Below are 15387 nucleotides of genomic sequence, written 5' to 3'. Positions count from 1 at the left end.
GTGATGACCCAACCCGATCTTGATCTGGGCGTGGTCGGCAACGGCAGCTTCGGCGCCCTTATCGACAAGCACGCCCGTGTTGTCTGGAGTTGCCTGCCGACCTTCGACGGCGACCCGACCTTCTGTGCCCTGCTCAGCCCCAACCAGCAGACCGGCGGCGACTTCGCCATCGAACTGGAGGACTTCGCCGGCAGCGAACAGGAATACCTCACCAATACCGCGATCCTGCGCACCGTGCTGCGCGATGCGCATGGCGGCGCGCTGGAAATCCTCGATTTCGCCCCGCGCTGGCGCCAGAACGACCGTTTCTACCGGCCGGTCAGCCTCATCCGCCAGGTGCGCCCGTTGTCCGGCAGCCCGCGCATCGTGATCCGCGCACGACCACTGGCCGACTGGGGCGCGCGCGTGCCCGAGTCCACCTGGGGCAGCAACCACGTGCGCTGGATCCTGCCCGAGCACGTGCTGCGCCTGACCACCGACGTGCCGGTGCGCTTCGTGCGTGATGGCCTGCCGTTCGTGCTCAACCATCCCATCCACCTGATCCTGGGCGTGGATGAATCACTCAACCGCTCCATCAGCGGCTACGTGCAGGAAGCCTTCCAGCGCACCCGCGACTACTGGCGCGAATGGGTGCGGTACCTGTCCATCCCGCTGGAATGGCAGGACGCGGTGATCCGCAGTGCGATCACCCTCAAACTCTGCCAGTACGAGGACAGCGGCGCGATCATCGCAGCGATGACCACCTCGATTCCCGAAGCGCCCGGCAGCGTGCGCAACTGGGACTACCGCTACTGCTGGCTGCGCGATGCCGCCTTCGTGGTGCGCGCGTTGAACCGTCTGGGCGCCACCCGCACGATGGAGCAGTTCCTCGGCTACATCTTCAACCTGGCCACCACCGACGGCACCCTGCAGCCGCTGTACGGCATCGGCTTCGAAGCCAAGCTGGACGAGGACGAAGTACCCAGCCTGTCCGGCTACCGCGGCATGGGCCCGGTGCGGCGCGGCAACTTGGCCTGGGTACAGCGCCAGCACGATGTATACGGCAGCGTGGTGCTGGCCTCCACCCAGCTGTTCTTCGACCGTCGCCTGCAGGACCCCGGTGACAGCCACACCTTTGCCCGGCTGGAACCGCTGGGTGAACAGGCGTTCGCACTGCACGATGTGCCCGATGCGGGCCTGTGGGAATTCCGCGGCCGCACCGAAGTACACACCTACACCAGCGCAATGTGCTGGGCGGCGTGCGATCGGTTGTGCAAGATCGCCGTGCGCCTGAAGCGTGATGACCGCGCGCAGTACTGGCGCGAGCGTGCCGACACCATCCACGCACGCATCATGGAAAAAGCCTGGAGCGAGGAGCTCGGCCACTTCACCGACACCTTCGATGGCCATCGCCTTGATGCCTCGCTGCTGCTGCTGGCCGATATCGGCTTCATCGACGCCAACGACGCACGCTTCGTCGCCACCGTCGACGCCATCGGCCGCGACCTCAAGCACGGCAATGCGCTGTACCGCTATATCGCCCCGGATGATTTCGGCGAACCGGAAACCAGCTTCACCATCTGCACGTTCTGGTACATCGATGCGCTTGCTGCGATCGGCCGCATGGATGAGGCGCGCGACATGTTCGAATCACTGTTGCAGCAACGCAACCATCTTGGCCTGCTGTCGGAAGACCTGGCGTTCGACGGTGGTGAAGCCTGGGGCAACTTCCCGCAGACCTATTCGCATGTCGGCCTGATCACGGCGGCGATGCGCCTGTCGCGTTCCTGGCAGGAGGCGTCATGAGCCGTCTTGTCGTTGTTTCCAACCGCGTTGCCGTCCCGGGCGAGAACCGTGCCGGTGGCCTTGCCGTGGGCCTGCTGGCGGCACTGAAGGAACGCGGCGGCTTGTGGTTCGGCTGGAGTGGCAAGAGCGTGCGCGAGGCCAGTGGCGCGCTGCACGAACAGCGCGATGGTGACATCCAGTACGTCACCATGGACCTGGCCAAGCGCGATGTGGATGGCTACTACAACGGCTTCGCCAACCGTACGCTGTGGCCACTGCTGCACTTCCGCCTGGACCTGGTCGACTACGACCGCGGCACCCGCGAGACCTACCACAGGGTCAATGCACTGTTCGCCGACAAGCTGGCCCCACTGCTGCGCGAAGACGACATCGTCTGGATCCACGACTATCACCTGATTCCGCTCGGCGCGATGCTGCGCGAGCGCGGCATCGGGTGCCGCATCGGCTTCTTCCTGCACATCCCGATGCCCTCGGCCGACCTGCTGCAGGCCATGCCCGACCATCTGCGGCTGTTCTCGGCGTTGTATGCCTACGACCTGGTCGGCTTCCAGACCCAGCGCGATGCCGATCGCTTCCAGACCTACCTGCGCCTGTTCGGCGGTGGCCGGGTACTGGAAAACGGCAAGCTCGAAGCGCCGGGCGGACGCCACTTCCGAGCCGCGGCGTTCCCGATCGGCATCGACACCGAGCTGATCGCCCGCCAGGCCAGCACCGCCGCCAGCAAGGCGGCCGTGAAGAACCTGCGCAGCAGCCTGCGCGACCGCCAGCTCGCCATCGGTGTGGATCGCCTGGACTATTCCAAGGGCCTGCCCGAACGGTTCCTCGGCTTCGAACGCTACCTGCAACGCCATCCCGACCAGCGTGGCTCGCTCACCTACCTGCAGATCGCGCCGGTCTCGCGCGGCGATGTCACCGAGTACCGGCAACTGCGCAGCCAGCTGGAGCAGATCGCCGGCCACATCAACGGTGGCCATGCCGAGCCGGATTGGACACCGCTGCGCTACGTCAACCAGAACTTCACCCACGCCACGCTGACCGGCTTCTACCGTGCCGCCGCTGTCGGCCTGGTGACCCCGCTGCGCGATGGCATGAACCTGGTGGCCAAGGAATACGTGGCCTCGCAGGATCCGGAAGATCCCGGCGTGCTGGTGCTGTCCCTGCTGGCCGGCGCCGCCGATGAAATGAAGCAGGCGCTGCTGGTCAACCCGCACGATCTGGACGGCGTGGCCGATGCCATCGCCACCGCCGCCACGATGTCCCTGCGCAAGCGGCAGGAACGCTGGCACGCGATGATGGACCACCTGCGCACCTACGACATCAACCACTGGCGCCGCAGCTACCTCGAAGCCCTGGAAGGTTGACCGCCTACGCCGGGCATGGCCCGGCGCTATCTTGATCCGGACACAGGGTAGCGCCGGGCCACGCCCGGCGGCGCTTAATCGAGGAAGCGCGCGGCCTGTGCCGGCGTCGGCAGGAAGCAGGCGTCATGGCGCCCGAACCAGCGATAGCGGTTGCGTGCCAATACGCGGTAGGCGCCATCGCGCCAGCGGCGTGGCAGCACGCGCAGTGTGGTCGCCAGGCGCCAGCCACCACCCAGTGCCGCCAGCACGCGCAGGATCGCATCGGTATCGGTCCACGCGCCCTGCCCGTCCAACAACAGGAACGAGGTCGGGTCGTGCGCGTCCAGGCCGTGCGCGCGCAACATCGAGCTGCCCTGCGCGCCCTGCATCGCCGCGAAGCGAAAGCGTTCCTGCCGGTCGAACCGCAGCAGGAAACGCACCCAGCGGCTGCACAACGCGCAGACGCCATCAAAGACGATCACGCCGCCAGGTTCTGCCCCCGCAGCGCGATCCCCCCGCATCAATCCATCCACACCAGCGTCGCCATCCGGCCGGTGCGGCGGTCGCGACGGTGCGAGTACAGATCCGCATCGGCCATGGTCGAGACCGTGCCGCCGTGGATGTTGCCAAGCTCCATGCCCGCGGCCTGCAGGCGCTGTCGCGCCAGCGCGAACAGATCCACTTTCCAGTGACCGGGGCGGGTCGCCACAAAGGCCGCCGCAGCGGCCGCGTCGTGGCCGACGAAGGCGTGGTACACCTCTTCGCCGATCTCGTAGTCGGCCGGTCCCGCTGCCGGGCCCAGCCACGCGCGCAGCTGCGCCGGTGGCGTCTGCATGGCGGCCACGGTGGCCTCCAGCATGCCATCGGCCAGGCCACGCCAACCGGCATGGGCGGCGCCCACCTCGCTGCCATCGACAGCGGCGAACACCACCGGCAGGCAGTCCGCGGTGAGGATCGCCAGCACTACGCCGGGCACCGAGGTCACCGCGGCATCGGCCACCGGTTCGCTGGCCCCCTCCACCGGCGGCGCGGCGAAACGCAGCACGGTGCTGCTGTGCACCTGGCGCAGCCAATGCGGCGCCGATGGCAGTGCCAGGCCCTGCTGCAGCAGCTGCCGGTTGTGCTCGACGTTGGCCGGGGTGTCACCGTCGGCCGCGTGCCGGTTGCCCAGGTTGAACTGGGCGAACGGCGCTGGCGAGATACCCGCGCCATGCCGGCGCGTGGTCAGCGCATGCGCGCCCGGGGGCGCCGGCCAGTCAGCCTGCAGCAGTGGCAGCGCCGTAGTCATTACCAGCGGTCCCGCTCGCGCTCGGCGAAGGCCGCGCTGTCTTCGCGCAGCACCTTCATCAGGTGCAGCATGTCGGCCGGCGCAGGCGCGGTGTTGCGCACCGGCTCACCACTGATCGGATGCACGAACTCCAGGGTCTCTGCATGCAGGGCCTGGCGCTTGAAGCCGCGCAGCGCGGCCACCAGTTCGTCGCTGGCCCCCTTGGGCAGCTTCAGCGCACCGCCGTACAGCTGATCGCCCACGATCGGATGGCGCAGGTGCGCCATGTGCACGCGGATCTGGTGGGTACGCCCGGTTTCCAGGCGGCATTCCAGCGCGGTATGCGCGCGGAAGCGCTCGCGCAGGCGGTAATGGGTCACCGCTTCCTTGCCATCCTCGCGCACCCCCATCTTCAGGCGGTCGCGCGGGTGACGGTCGATCGGCGCATCTGCCGTGCCACCGGCCACCAGCGCACCCATCACCACCGCCAGGTACTGGCGATGCACGTCACGGGCAGCCAGCTGCTCGACCAGTGCGGTCTGCGCTTCCAGCGTGCGGGCCACGACCATCACGCCGCTGGTGTCCTTGTCCAGGCGATGCACGATGCCCGCGCGCGGCAGCACCGCCACCGACGGGTCGCGGTACAGCAGCGCATTGACCAGGGTGCCGCTGTGGTTGCCGGCACCGGGGTGCACGACCAGGCCGACCGGCTTGTTGATCACCAGCAGGTGCTCGTCCTCGAACAACACGTCCAGCGGGATGTCTTCCGGCTCGGCGCTGGTCTGGGTTTCCAGCACCACCTGCAGGGTGACCACCTCGCCGCCGCGCAGTGCGTCGCGCGGGCGTGCCTGCGCGCCGTCCAGCAGGACGTCGCCGGCCTTGATCCACTCGGTCAGGCGGGAGCGGGAGTATTCGGGGAACAGCTCGGCCACGACCGCGTCGAAACGGCGGCCGGCGGAGGTGTCAGGGACAACGGCCTGGCGGGCCGATTCGGAGGGTTGTTCAGACATGGCAGGGGGCATCTTTGAAATTTTGGGGTCCCGGCGAGCCGGTTTCAGTCGCTGGACAGGACACTAGGCTATCATCGACCCTTCGTATTCCAGCCGCGTCCCGCATTGACCCCATGATCCGACGCTCCGTCCTGCTCTCCGCGCCCGTCCGCCTGACCGCCCTCCTGCTGGTGCTGGTCATCGTCGCCACTGGCTGCAACCGCGGCACCAAGGGTGATCGCCCTGATGAAGGCACCCCGGTCGAACAGCTCTACGAAAAGAGCCACAAGCTGATGCAAGGCGGCAACTGGAGCGGCGCCGAAGCCAGCTTCCGTCGCCTGGTGGCACAGTACCCCTACGGCCCGTACACCGAGCAGGCGATGATCGAATCGGCCTACGCCCAGTACAAGGCCGGCAAGCACGATGACGCGGTGTCCAGCATCGACCGCTTCATCCGTACCTACCCGACCCATCGCAACATTGCGTACCTGTACTACCTGCGCGGCCTGGCCAACTCCAACCGCAGTACGGTCTTCCTGCGCCGCGTATGGTCCCTGGATGCCAGCCGCCGTGATCTGTCGACGTCGCACCAGGCCTATTCAGATTTCAACATCGTGGTCGACCGCTATCCCAACAGCCGCTACGCCGCCGATGCGCGCCAGCGGATGCTGGTGCTGCGTGACGTATTCGCCCAGCACGAGCTCGACAACGCCCTGTACTACGTGCGTCGCGGCGCCTGGGTCTCGGCTGCCGGCCGCGCCAACTATCTGCTGGAAAACTACCCGCAGAGCGCGTTCCAGAACGATGCCGTGGCGGTGCTGGCCGAGTCCTACACCCACCTGGGCAACAAGACCCTGGCCGACGACGCCCGCCGCGTCCTGCAGCTGAACCAGCCGGATCACCCGTGGCTGGAAGGCAAGTGGCCGAAGTACCCGTGGATGATCCGCAAGCTGAACCCGTTTGCCGGCGAGAAGTCCGCCGCCACCGGCCAGCGCAACGCGCGACTGGAAAAGAAGTAAGAAAAGAGGCCCCGCACGGGGCCTTTTTTTTGCCTGGCGTCACCGCTAGGAATGCTACGAACCGGCGATCACTGCGACTTCCATCGCAGTCGGCGCGGAGAGCAGCTCCCAGAATGCGGCGCAAAGGCCATCCCGGCCTGCATGGAGCGCCACATGTCCTCATCGTCCCTGCGGTTCCGATCACGCCCGACCCTGCTGGTCACTGCCCTGCTCGCGCTGGCCGCCAGTCCCCTTGTCGCGCGGGCGGCGGAGCCGGGCGACCTGCTCTCGGCCGCGCCCTACCGCGCCAGCTGGGTGCCCTCCAAGGCCGCCCAGGCCTACAAGCTGGCCTACCGCACCCCCGATCATCACGGACGCCTGGCCGAGGCCACCGGGCTGGTCTACCTGCCCGCCGGGCCTGCGCCGGCCGGTGGCTGGCCAGTCGTATCCTGGGCCCACGGCACCCAGGGCATCGCCGACCACTGCGCGCCTTCGGTATCCGGCCCCTATCAGCCCGAGCGCGATGGCCGCTTCCTCGACCAGTTCCTGGCACAGGGCTATGCCGTTCTCGCCGCCGATTACCAAGGCCTGGGCAGCCCGGGTGACCACGCCTACCTGCACGTGCGCACCTCCGCGCGCAACGCCATCGATCTCATCAAGGCCAGCCGCCATTTCCTCGGCAATGCCACGCTGTCACCGCGTTGGGTATCGGTGGGCCATTCGCAGGGCGGCGCTGCCGCGCTCACGGCCGGCCATTTGGCACCGTCCTATGGACCCTCGCTGCAGTACCGAGGCAGCTTCACCACCGGCACCCCCACGGCCGTCGAACTGACTGCGCTGGTGATGAAGCCGGACAGCCGCACGCCGAATCCGGGCGCGCTCAATGCCTATCACGCTTACCTGATCGATGGCCTGCTGCAGGTGGAGCCGCGTATCGCACGCGTACTCAGCGATGAAGGCCATGCACGGGTCGCGCTGGCGCGCCAGCAGTGCCTGGGCCCGCTGGCAGCCACCCTGGAAGGGGCGAACACGGGAGAAATGTTCAGCGCACCGTTGACCTCGGTGCCGGGCATCTGGGCGCTGCTGCATGACTATCTGGGCGTGCCACGGCGGGGCTTCAGCCAACCGTTGATGCTGGGCCACGGCAGCGAGGATCGCGACGTGCCCTATCTCACCACCCTGCTGTATGCCGTCGGCCTGGCCCTGCGCGGCGAACCGGTGGCATTCCGCCGATACCCGGTCGACCATCGTGGCACGCTGGACGCAGCGGCGGCCGATGGCCCGGCATTCGTGCGTGCGCGGCTGGGGGACAGCCAATTTGACGAGGCCGCCGAAACCGCCGGCCTGGAGCAGCTGCTCGACGAAGCCCGGTAGATCCACGCCGTGCGTGGATGGGAGGTCCACCCGGTTGCCGGCCAGCGGCCGGCACTACCGATGGATCCATCGAACATCGGTAGCGCCGGGCCATGCCCGGCGACCGGTCCTCAGCTCTTGTAGCCGTTGCTGATCGGGTAGCGGCGCTCACGCCCGAACGCGCGGCGCGAGACCTTCGGGCCCGGCGCGGCCTGGTGGCGCTTCCACTCGCTGATCCGCACCAGCCGCAGCACACGATCCACCACCGCCGCGTCATAGCCTGCGGCGACGATCTCCGTGCGCGACTGCTCCTGGTCGATGTAGCGGTACAGGATGCCGTCCAGCACGTCGTAGGCCGGCAGCGAATCCTGGTCGGTCTGGTTTTCACGCAGTTCGGCCGAGGGCGGGCGGCTGATCACCGCCGGCGGGATCACCGGCGCGCCGCCGACGGTGTTGCGCCACTTCGACAGGCCGAACACCTCGGTCTTGTACAGGTCCTTCAGCGGCGCGTAGCCGCCGCACATGTCGCCATAGATGGTGGCGTAGCCGACCGCGTACTCGCTCTTGTTGCCGGTGGTCAACAGCAGGCCACCGAACTTGTTGGCCAGTGCCATCAGGATCACGCCACGGCTGCGCGATTGCAGGTTCTCCTCGGTCACATCCGGCGTGGTGCCCTCGAACATCGGCGCCAGCGCCTGCATCAGGCCCTGGAACGCCGGCTCGATGGAAACGGCTTCCAGTTTCACGCCCAGCGCCTGGCACTGCTCGGCGGCCAGGTCGTTGGACATGCCGGCGGTATAGCGCGACGGCAGGCGCACCGCCGTCACGTTCTCCGCGCCCAGCGCATCGACCGCCATGGCCAGCACGATCGCCGAGTCGATGCCACCGGACAGACCCAGCCACACCTTCTTGAAACCGTTCTTTCTGCAATAGTCCTGGATGCCGCGGGTGACCGCGCGCCAGGCCAGCGCATCCATGCTCTCGTCGCCGTCGTCCATCCATACCTGTGGCAGGAAGCGGCGGGCAGCGCCGTCGTAGTCCACCACCAGCCACTGGTCGACGAAGGCCGCCGCGGCCGGGTGCACCGTGCCGTCGCCATCGGCCACCACCGATGCACCATCGAACACCAGCGCGTCCTGGCCGCCCACCACGTTGAGGTAGGCGATGGCCGCGCCGCTTTCGCGGGTACGTGCAGCCAGCACGGCGTCACGCTGGGCATGCTTGCCGCGTTCGTACGGCGAGGCATTGGGCACCACCACCAGCTGCGCGCCGGCACGCACCGTATCGGCCAGCGGCTCGGCGAACCACAGGTCCTCGCAGATCAGCAGGCCGACCGGGATGCCGTCGACCTCGAACACGCAGCTGCCACCGTCCGGATCGACATCGAAGTAGCGGCGCTCGTCGAACACCGCGTAATTGGGCAGTTCGCGCTTGCGGTAGGTCTGTTCCACCAGGCCATCGCGCAGCACGCTGGCCGCGTTGTAGACCACCGCACCGGCGGCCTGTGGCCAGCCCACTACAGCGGTGATGCCACGGCACGCAGCAGCAATGCGGGTCATCGCCTGCTCGCACTCGTACAGGAAGCCCGGGCGCAGCAGCAGGTCCTCCGGCGGATAGCCGCTGACTGCCAGCTCGGGGAACATCACCAGCCCGGCGCCGTACTCGTCGCGCGCCTGGGCGATCATCTCGATGATGCGCTCGGTGTTGCCGGCGACATCGCCAACCGGGAAGTCGAACTGCGCCATCGCGATGCGGATCGAAGCCATGAGGGTCCAGCCTGTGGTTGCAATGCGCACATTGTAGCGCCGCGACATGCGCTCGCCGGGCATGGCCCGGCGCTACCGCGTGGACCATTCTGGTAGCGCCGGGCCATGCCGGTAGCGCCGGGCCATGCCCGGCGGATACCCGGACGCAGAAAGGCCGCCCTGAGGCGGCCCTTCTGTTTCAAGCAGCCGGCCAGCGGCCGGCTTTACAAACACGTAGCCGCTGCGCGGCTGCGGTCTTATTTCACCAGCTTGGCGATGGCAGCGCCCAGGTCGCCCGGCGAACGCACGGTGACGACGCCAGCAGCTTCCATGGCAGCAAACTTGCCTTCGGCAGTGCCCTTGCCGCCCGATGCGATCGCACCGGCGTGGCCCATGCGCTTGCCGGCCGGAGCCGAAGCACCCGCGATGAAACCGACGACCGGCTTCTTCACGTGGTTCTTGATGTACTCGGCACCGGCTTCTTCAGCGTCGCCGCCGATTTCGCCGACCATGATGATGCCTTCGGTCTGCGGGTCTTCGTTGAACAGCTTCAGGCAGTCGACGAAGTTCAGGCCGTTGATCGGGTCACCACCGATGCCGATGCAGGTGGACTGGCCCAGGCCGACTTCGGTGGTCTGCTTGACCGCTTCATAGGTCAGGGTGCCCGAACGCGACACGATGCCGATCTTGCCCGGCTTGTGGATGTGGCCCGGCATGATGCCGATCTTGCACTCGCCCGGGGTGATGACGCCCGGGCAGTTCGGCCCGATCAGCACGGTGTCCGGATGCGAACGGGTCAGCACGTTCTTGACGCGCAGCATGTCCAGCACCGGGATGCCTTCGGTGATGCAGACGATGACCTTGATGCCGGCAGCAGCGGCTTCCAGGATCGCGTCAGCCGCGTACGGCGGCGGCACGTAGATGACCGAAGCGTTGGCGCCGGTGCTCTGCACGGCGTCGGCAACGGTGTTGAAGACCGGCAGGTCGATATGGGTGGTGCCCCCCTTGCCCGGGGTCACGCCGCCAACAACCTGGGTGCCGTACTCGATCATCTGAGTGGCGTGGAAGGTGCCCTGCTGGCCGGTGAAGCCCTGCACGATCACCTTGGTGTTCTTATTGATCAAAACTGACATTGGATTTCCTTCGGTGTCGGATCAGGCGGCGTTCTTGACAGCTTCGACGACCTTCTTGGCACCGTCGTTGATGTTGTCGGCCGGGATGATGGCCATGCCGCTGTCACGCAGCAGCTGCTTGCCTTCTTCCACGTTGGTGCCTTCCAGACGCACCACGACCGGAACCTTGACGCCCACTTCCTTCACGGCGGCGATGATGCCTTCGGCAATCATGTCGCAGCGGACGATGCCGCCGAAGATGTTGACGAAGATGCCTTCGACCTTGTCCGAGGACAGGATCAGCTTGAACGCTTCGATGACGCGCTGCTTGTTGGCGCCGCCGCCCACGTCCAGGAAGTTCGCCGGCTCGCCGCCGTTGAGCTTGATGACGTCCATGGTGGCCATGGCCAGGCCTGCGCCGTTGACCATGCAGCCGATGTTGCCGTCCATGGTGACGTAGTTGATGTCCAGCTCCGAAGCGATCACTTCGGTCGGATCTTCCTGGGTCTTGTCGCGCATGGCGACCAGGGCCTTCTGGCGGAACGCGGCGTTGTCGTCGCTGTCGAACTTGCCGTCCAGCGCGTACAGGTTGCCGTCGTCCAGGATGGCCAGCGGGTTGATTTCAACCAGCGCCAGGTCCTTTTCGTTGAACAGGCGGTACAGGTTCACCATGATGTTGGCGAACTGGCCGGCCTGCTTGGCGGTCAGGCCCAGCTTGAAGCCGAAATCACGACCGTGGTAACCCTGCACGCCTTCGACGAAGTCGACGTTCAGCGAGTGGATCAGCTCCGGGGTTTCAGCGGCGACCTGCTCGATCTCCACGCCGCCTTCCGAAGAAGCGATGTAGGTGATGGTCTTGGTGCCACGGTCAACCAGCACCGACAGGTACAGTTCCTTGACGATCTCGCCAGCGGTGGTCACCAGCACCAGGTTGACCGGCAGTTCAACGCCAGCGGTCTGGTAGGTGGCCATCTTGGTGCCGAGCATCTTGGCCGCAGCGGCCTTCACGTCGTCGGTGGTCTTGCAGAACTTGACGCCGCCAGCCTTGCCGCGGCCGCCAGCGTGGATCTGCGCCTTGACCATCCACGGGCCCTGGCCCAGGGAGTTGGCAGCGGCAACAGCTTCGTCCGGGGTCGCAGCGACCTTGCCGGCCGGGACCGGGATGCCGTACTCGGCAAGCAGTTGTTTTGACTGGTATTCGTGGAAATTCATGCGTCACCGTGGGAATAGGAACGACCGCACGCAATTCCTCAGGGCCCCGGCGGGGCGCCGGCATGGACCGCGGCGGGCCCACTATTGTGGCCGAGCCGGCGCCGGGGCGCAAAGAAGTATGGACAAAAGGCCGGAACAGGCCAGATTTCCATGGTCATTCAGGCAGTTGCGGCACGGCCTGGATCACACCGCAAACGCCCGCCCCGGCCGACTGCGCAGCCCAGCCCGGTACAGGCGCCCTATACTGGCCCCGTAAATTCGACCCACGGTGCCGGCAACCGGGCAGCGAGCAGATCCGACGATCGGGGGACGTCGGGCAGGTTCGGCCCACCGCCGTCATGACCCAGTTCCAGGCAGCCAGAAGGGGAGTTCCGGCGTGTCACCCAGTGCTTCATTGATCGACCGCATCGAATCGATACCGCGGCGCGAGCTGTATTTCTTCGCCCTGTACCGGGTGCTGATCGCCTCGGTCATCGCCGCCCTGCTGTACAGCCCGTTGTCGGCCATGGTCGGCGAAGCCCACCATCCGCGCCTGGCCTATTCGGTCGGCGCCGCCTATCTGCTGCTGTCCCTGTTGTGGCTGGTGATCGGACGCAATGAACGCTGGCTGCGGCCGATCGTGGTCGGCGGCGTGCTGCTGGACATCGTCGCCGCCAGCCTGCTGGCGCACGCCCTGCCCGGCGCCAGCGCCGGCATCTCGATGTCGCTGCTGTTCAACATCGCCGCCGCCGCCACCCTGCTGCCGCTCAGCTGGGGCCTGGTGCTGGCGCTGGCCGCCAGCGTCGCCACTGCTGCCGAATACCTGTGGAAGGTGCTGGAAGGCGGCGACCCCACCCGCACCTTGGCCGAACTGGCGATGTTCGCCACCAGCTACCTGGCGCTGGCCTTCATCAGCTACCAGGTCGGCAACCGTGCACGACGCAACCAGCAGCTGGCCAACCAGCGTGGCGACGAAGTGGCCAACCTGTTCCAGATCAACGAACTGATCATCCGCCGCATGCGCACCGGCGTGGTGGTGGTGGACGCCGACAACCGCATCACCCTGGCCAACGAAGCCGCCTCGATCCTGCTGGGCGACCGCGATGGCAACAGTGATTCCGGCCGCCTCGACCTGGCCAGTGTCGCCCCCGAACTTGCGCGGCGCCTGCAACGCTGGCGCAACGGCTGGGCACAGGATGAAATGCCGCTACAGCTCAACCCCGACCAGCCGGAAGTGCAGCCACGCTTCGCCCGCCTGCTGGCCGGCAGCGACCTGGTGCTGGTGTTCCTGGACGACTCCAGCGTGGTCTCACGCCGCGCCGAATCACTCACTCTGTCGGCGATGGGGCGCTTCTCGGCCAGCCTCGCGCACGAGATCCGCAACCCGCTGGCGGCCATCAACTATGCCGTGCAGCTGCTGGAAGAAGGTACCGGCTTCAACGAAAGCGACCGTCGCCTGCTGCAGATCATCCACCAGCAGTGCCAGCGCACCAACGGCATCGTTGAAAGCGTGCTGGGCCTGGCCCGGCGCGAACGCGCCAACCCGGAAAACGTGGATCTGGCCGCCTTCGTGCGCCGCTTCGTGCTGGAGTACAAGCAGGGCCAGACGCTGGAAACCGACAGCATCGAACCGATCATCAACGACACCTCGGTGCCGGCCCAGGTCGACCCGCGCCACCTGTACCAGGTGCTGACCGTGCTGGTGCACAACGCCCTCAAGTACGGCCGCATCGGCGAGCAGCCCGCGCGCGTGCGGCTGCGTGTGGCCCAGCACGAGCGTAGTGCGGTGATCGACGTGATGGACCGTGGCCCGGGCATCCCCGAGGCCGTCGCCGCGCAGCTGTTCCGCCCCTTCTTCACCACCTCCGAGCACGGCACCGGCCTGGGCCTGTATATCGCCCGCGAGCTGTGCAGGGCCAACCAGGCGCGGCTGGATTACATCCCCGTCCCCGCCGGCGGCTCCTGCTTCCGCCTGGTACTGCCCGGCCCGCACACCCTGCTTCCGCACTGATTCCGTGCGTCAAACATTTGTCGCCTTCCACACCCTCGGCTATCTTTCCCACCCATGAACGAAACCCGCAGCGCCCTCGTCGTCGACGATGAACGCGATATCCGCGAACTGCTGGTGTTGACCCTCGGCCGCATGGGCCTGCGCATCAGCACCGCCGCCAATCTCGCCGAAGCCCGCGAACTGCTGGCCAGCAATCCCTATGACCTGTGCATCACCGACATGCGCCTGCCCGATGGTAATGGCATCGAACTGGTCAGCGAGATCGCCCAGCACTACCCGCACACGCCGGTGGCGATGATCACCGCCTTCGGCAGCATGGACCTGGCCGTGGAAGCACTGAAAGCCGGTGCCTTCGATTTCGTCAGCAAGCCGGTGGACATCACCGTGCTGCGCGGCCTGGTCAAGCATGCGCTGGAACTCAACAACAGCGAACGCCCGGTTGCCGGCCCCGCCGCCGAACAGGCCGCACGCCTGCTCGGCGAATCGCCGGCGATGGACGTGCTGCGCGCCACCATCGGCAAGGTTGCGCGCAGCCAGGCGCCGGTCTACATCCTGGGCGAATCCGGGGTGGGCAAGGAACTGGTTGCACGCACCATCCATGCGCAGGGCGCGCGCGCCGCCGGGCCGTTCGTGCCGGTCAACTGTGGCGCCATCCCCACCGAGTTGATGGAGAGCGAGTTCTTCGGCCACCGCAAGGGCAGCTTCACCGGCGCCCATGCCGACAAGCCGGGACTGTTCCAGGCCGCGCACGGCGGCACCCTGTTCCTGGATGAAGTGGCCGAGCTGCCGCTGCAGATGCAGGTGAAGCTGCTGCGTGCGATCCAGGAAAAATCGGTGCGCGCGGTGGGCGCCCCCAGCGAAGAACCGGTGGACGTGCGCATCCTCTCGGCCACCCACAAGGACCTGGCCGAGCTGGTCGAAGACGGGCGCTTCCGCCACGACCTCTACTACCGCATCAACGTCATCGAATTGCGCGTGCCGCCGTTGCGTGAGCGTCGCCAGGACCTGCCCGCATTGGCGGCGTCGATCCTGGCGCGGCTGGCCCGCAGCCACGGCCGCGCCACCCCGCTGCTTGCGCCTTCGGCGCTGGACGCACTGGCCCAGTACGGCTTCCCCGGCAACGTGCGCGAGCTGGAGAACATCCTGGAACGCGCGCTGGCACTGGCCGAGGAAGACCGTATCGGCGCCGACGACCTGCGCCTGCCGCAGCATGCGCCGCGCTCACCGGGCAGCGCCGCCCACGCTGAAGCGGTGGTGGATCTGCATCCGGGCAGTGCCGCCCTGCCCTCGTACATCGAGCAGCTTGAGCGCAGTGCCATCCAGCGCGCGCTGGAAGAAAACCGCTGGAACAAGACCCGCACTGCCGCGCAGCTGGGGATCACCTTCCGTGCGCTGCGCTACAAGCTGAAGAAGCTGGGGATGGAATAAGGGCCGAACGGCCCTGGTAGATGCCAACCTTGGTTGGCGTTGCGCCGCCGCGCCATCCACGCATGGCGTGGATCAACCGGCCGTTCTGCGTAGAAATGGTAGTGCCGGCCGCTGGCCGGCAACCCCGTGCACCGCCCATCCACGCATGGAGTGAGTCAACCAGCCGTT

The 15387-nt window shown here is 67.1% G+C and carries 12 protein-coding genes; 6 read left to right on the top strand and 6 right to left on the bottom strand.

The features are described 5' to 3' along the window. Positions 1-3 precede the first annotated feature (3 nt). Together TEP_RS04125 and otsA are read left to right on the top strand one after the other, a co-directional pair. Positions 4-1785 (top strand): glycoside hydrolase family 15 protein, encoded by a 1782-nt coding sequence (locus TEP_RS04125; RefSeq protein WP_093818793.1) that lies wholly within the window; start codon positions 4-6, stop codon positions 1783-1785. After that, the gene (otsA, locus tag TEP_RS04120; RefSeq protein ID WP_132824370.1) at positions 1782-3146 is read left to right on the top strand and encodes an alpha,alpha-trehalose-phosphate synthase (UDP-forming); all 1365 of its coding nucleotides are present in this window, start codon (positions 1782-1784) and stop codon (positions 3144-3146) included. Before TEP_RS04125 ends, otsA begins: the two co-directional genes overlap by 4 nt. Positions 3147-3220: 74 nt before the next feature. Here the strand turns inward: otsA and TEP_RS04115 are convergent, their stop codons facing one another. From TEP_RS04115 to rluD, 3 genes are read right to left on the bottom strand one after another with little or no spacing between them, the layout of a single operon-like run. Then, positions 3221-3646 carry a thiol-disulfide oxidoreductase DCC family protein gene (locus tag TEP_RS04115; protein WP_132824369.1) on the bottom strand — a complete coding sequence of 142 codons (426 nt, stop codon included), beginning with the start codon at positions 3644-3646 and terminating at the stop codon, positions 3221-3223. Next, positions 3646-4413 (bottom strand): peptidoglycan editing factor PgeF, encoded by a 768-nt coding sequence (gene pgeF / locus TEP_RS04110; RefSeq protein WP_132824368.1) that lies wholly within the window; start codon positions 4411-4413, stop codon positions 3646-3648. Before pgeF ends, TEP_RS04115 begins: the two co-directional genes overlap by 1 nt. After that, complete coding sequence (gene rluD / locus TEP_RS04105) at positions 4413-5402, bottom strand: 23S rRNA pseudouridine(1911/1915/1917) synthase RluD (RefSeq protein WP_080278287.1); 990 nt, start codon at positions 5400-5402, stop codon at positions 4413-4415. The genes pgeF and rluD overlap by 1 nt, the downstream gene beginning before the upstream one ends. A gap of 113 nt (positions 5403-5515) precedes the next feature. Between rluD and TEP_RS04100 the strand changes: the two genes are divergently transcribed. Both TEP_RS04100 and TEP_RS04095 read left to right on the top strand, forming a co-directional pair. Further along, positions 5516-6400: an outer membrane protein assembly factor BamD gene (locus TEP_RS04100; protein ID WP_132824367.1), complete on the top strand. Its 885-nt coding sequence runs from the start codon at positions 5516-5518 to the stop codon at positions 6398-6400. A 153-nt stretch (positions 6401-6553) separates the two neighbouring features. Next, on the top strand, positions 6554-7753 hold the full coding sequence (locus TEP_RS04095; RefSeq protein ID WP_132824366.1) for a lipase family protein: 1200 nt from the start codon (positions 6554-6556) through the stop codon (positions 7751-7753). A 110-nt stretch (positions 7754-7863) separates the two neighbouring features. Here the strand turns inward: TEP_RS04095 and TEP_RS04090 are convergent, their stop codons facing one another. The 3 genes from TEP_RS04090 to sucC all read right to left on the bottom strand — a co-directional run bounded on the left by TEP_RS04090 (position 7864) and on the right by sucC (position 11801). Then, positions 7864-9498 (bottom strand): NAD+ synthase, encoded by a 1635-nt coding sequence (locus TEP_RS04090; protein ID WP_132824365.1) that lies wholly within the window; start codon positions 9496-9498, stop codon positions 7864-7866. A 236-nt stretch (positions 9499-9734) separates the two neighbouring features. Further along, positions 9735-10610 carry a succinate--CoA ligase subunit alpha gene (gene sucD, locus TEP_RS04085; RefSeq protein ID WP_017356169.1) on the bottom strand — a complete coding sequence of 292 codons (876 nt, stop codon included), beginning with the start codon at positions 10608-10610 and terminating at the stop codon, positions 9735-9737. A 21-nt stretch (positions 10611-10631) separates the two neighbouring features. Beyond that, entirely contained in the window at positions 10632-11801 is a 1170-nt protein-coding gene (gene sucC / locus TEP_RS04080; protein WP_025874298.1) for an ADP-forming succinate--CoA ligase subunit beta, read from the bottom strand. A gap of 376 nt (positions 11802-12177) precedes the next feature. Here sucC and TEP_RS04075 point away from each other — a divergent pair, with 376 nt between their 5' ends. Further along, positions 12178-13791, top strand: coding sequence for an ATP-binding protein (locus TEP_RS04075; RefSeq protein ID WP_132824364.1), 1614 nt, complete (start codon positions 12178-12180; stop codon positions 13789-13791). 54 nt (positions 13792-13845) lie between these two features. Further along, positions 13846-15219, top strand: a complete 1374-nt coding sequence (locus TEP_RS04070) for a sigma-54 dependent transcriptional regulator (protein WP_132824363.1) — start codon at positions 13846-13848, stop codon at positions 15217-15219. Positions 15220-15387: the final 168 nt, after the last annotated feature.

Origin of the sequence: Stenotrophomonas sp. TEPEL (genome assembly GCF_004348785.1) — a bacterium.
GTDB classification, from domain to species: Bacteria; Pseudomonadota; Gammaproteobacteria; order Xanthomonadales; family Xanthomonadaceae; genus Stenotrophomonas; species Stenotrophomonas indicatrix.
The sequence above is the reverse complement of the archived record's forward strand: the minus strand, read 5'-3'. Positions and strand labels throughout refer to the sequence as shown.

Coding starts and splice junctions, on each gene's coding strand:
- TEP_RS04125 (WP_093818793.1), top strand. CDS start 4: ATGACCCAACCCGATCTTGATCTGGGCGTGGTCGGCAACGGCAGCTTC.
- otsA (WP_132824370.1), top strand. CDS start 1,782: ATGAGCCGTCTTGTCGTTGTTTCCAACCGCGTTGCCGTCCCGGGCGAG.
- TEP_RS04115 (WP_132824369.1), bottom strand. CDS start 3,646: ATGCGGGGGGATCGCGCTGCGGGGGCAGAACCTGGCGGCGTGATCGTC.
- pgeF (WP_132824368.1), bottom strand. CDS start 4,413: ATGACTACGGCGCTGCCACTGCTGCAGGCTGACTGGCCGGCGCCCCCG.
- rluD (WP_080278287.1), bottom strand. CDS start 5,402: ATGTCTGAACAACCCTCCGAATCGGCCCGCCAGGCCGTTGTCCCTGAC.
- TEP_RS04100 (WP_132824367.1), top strand. CDS start 5,516: ATGATCCGACGCTCCGTCCTGCTCTCCGCGCCCGTCCGCCTGACCGCC.
- TEP_RS04095 (WP_132824366.1), top strand. CDS start 6,554: ATGTCCTCATCGTCCCTGCGGTTCCGATCACGCCCGACCCTGCTGGTC.
- TEP_RS04090 (WP_132824365.1), bottom strand. CDS start 9,498: ATGGCTTCGATCCGCATCGCGATGGCGCAGTTCGACTTCCCGGTTGGC.
- sucD (WP_017356169.1), bottom strand. CDS start 10,610: ATGTCAGTTTTGATCAATAAGAACACCAAGGTGATCGTGCAGGGCTTC.
- sucC (WP_025874298.1), bottom strand. CDS start 11,801: ATGAATTTCCACGAATACCAGTCAAAACAACTGCTTGCCGAGTACGGC.
- TEP_RS04070 (WP_132824363.1), top strand. CDS start 13,846: ATGAACGAAACCCGCAGCGCCCTCGTCGTCGACGATGAACGCGATATC.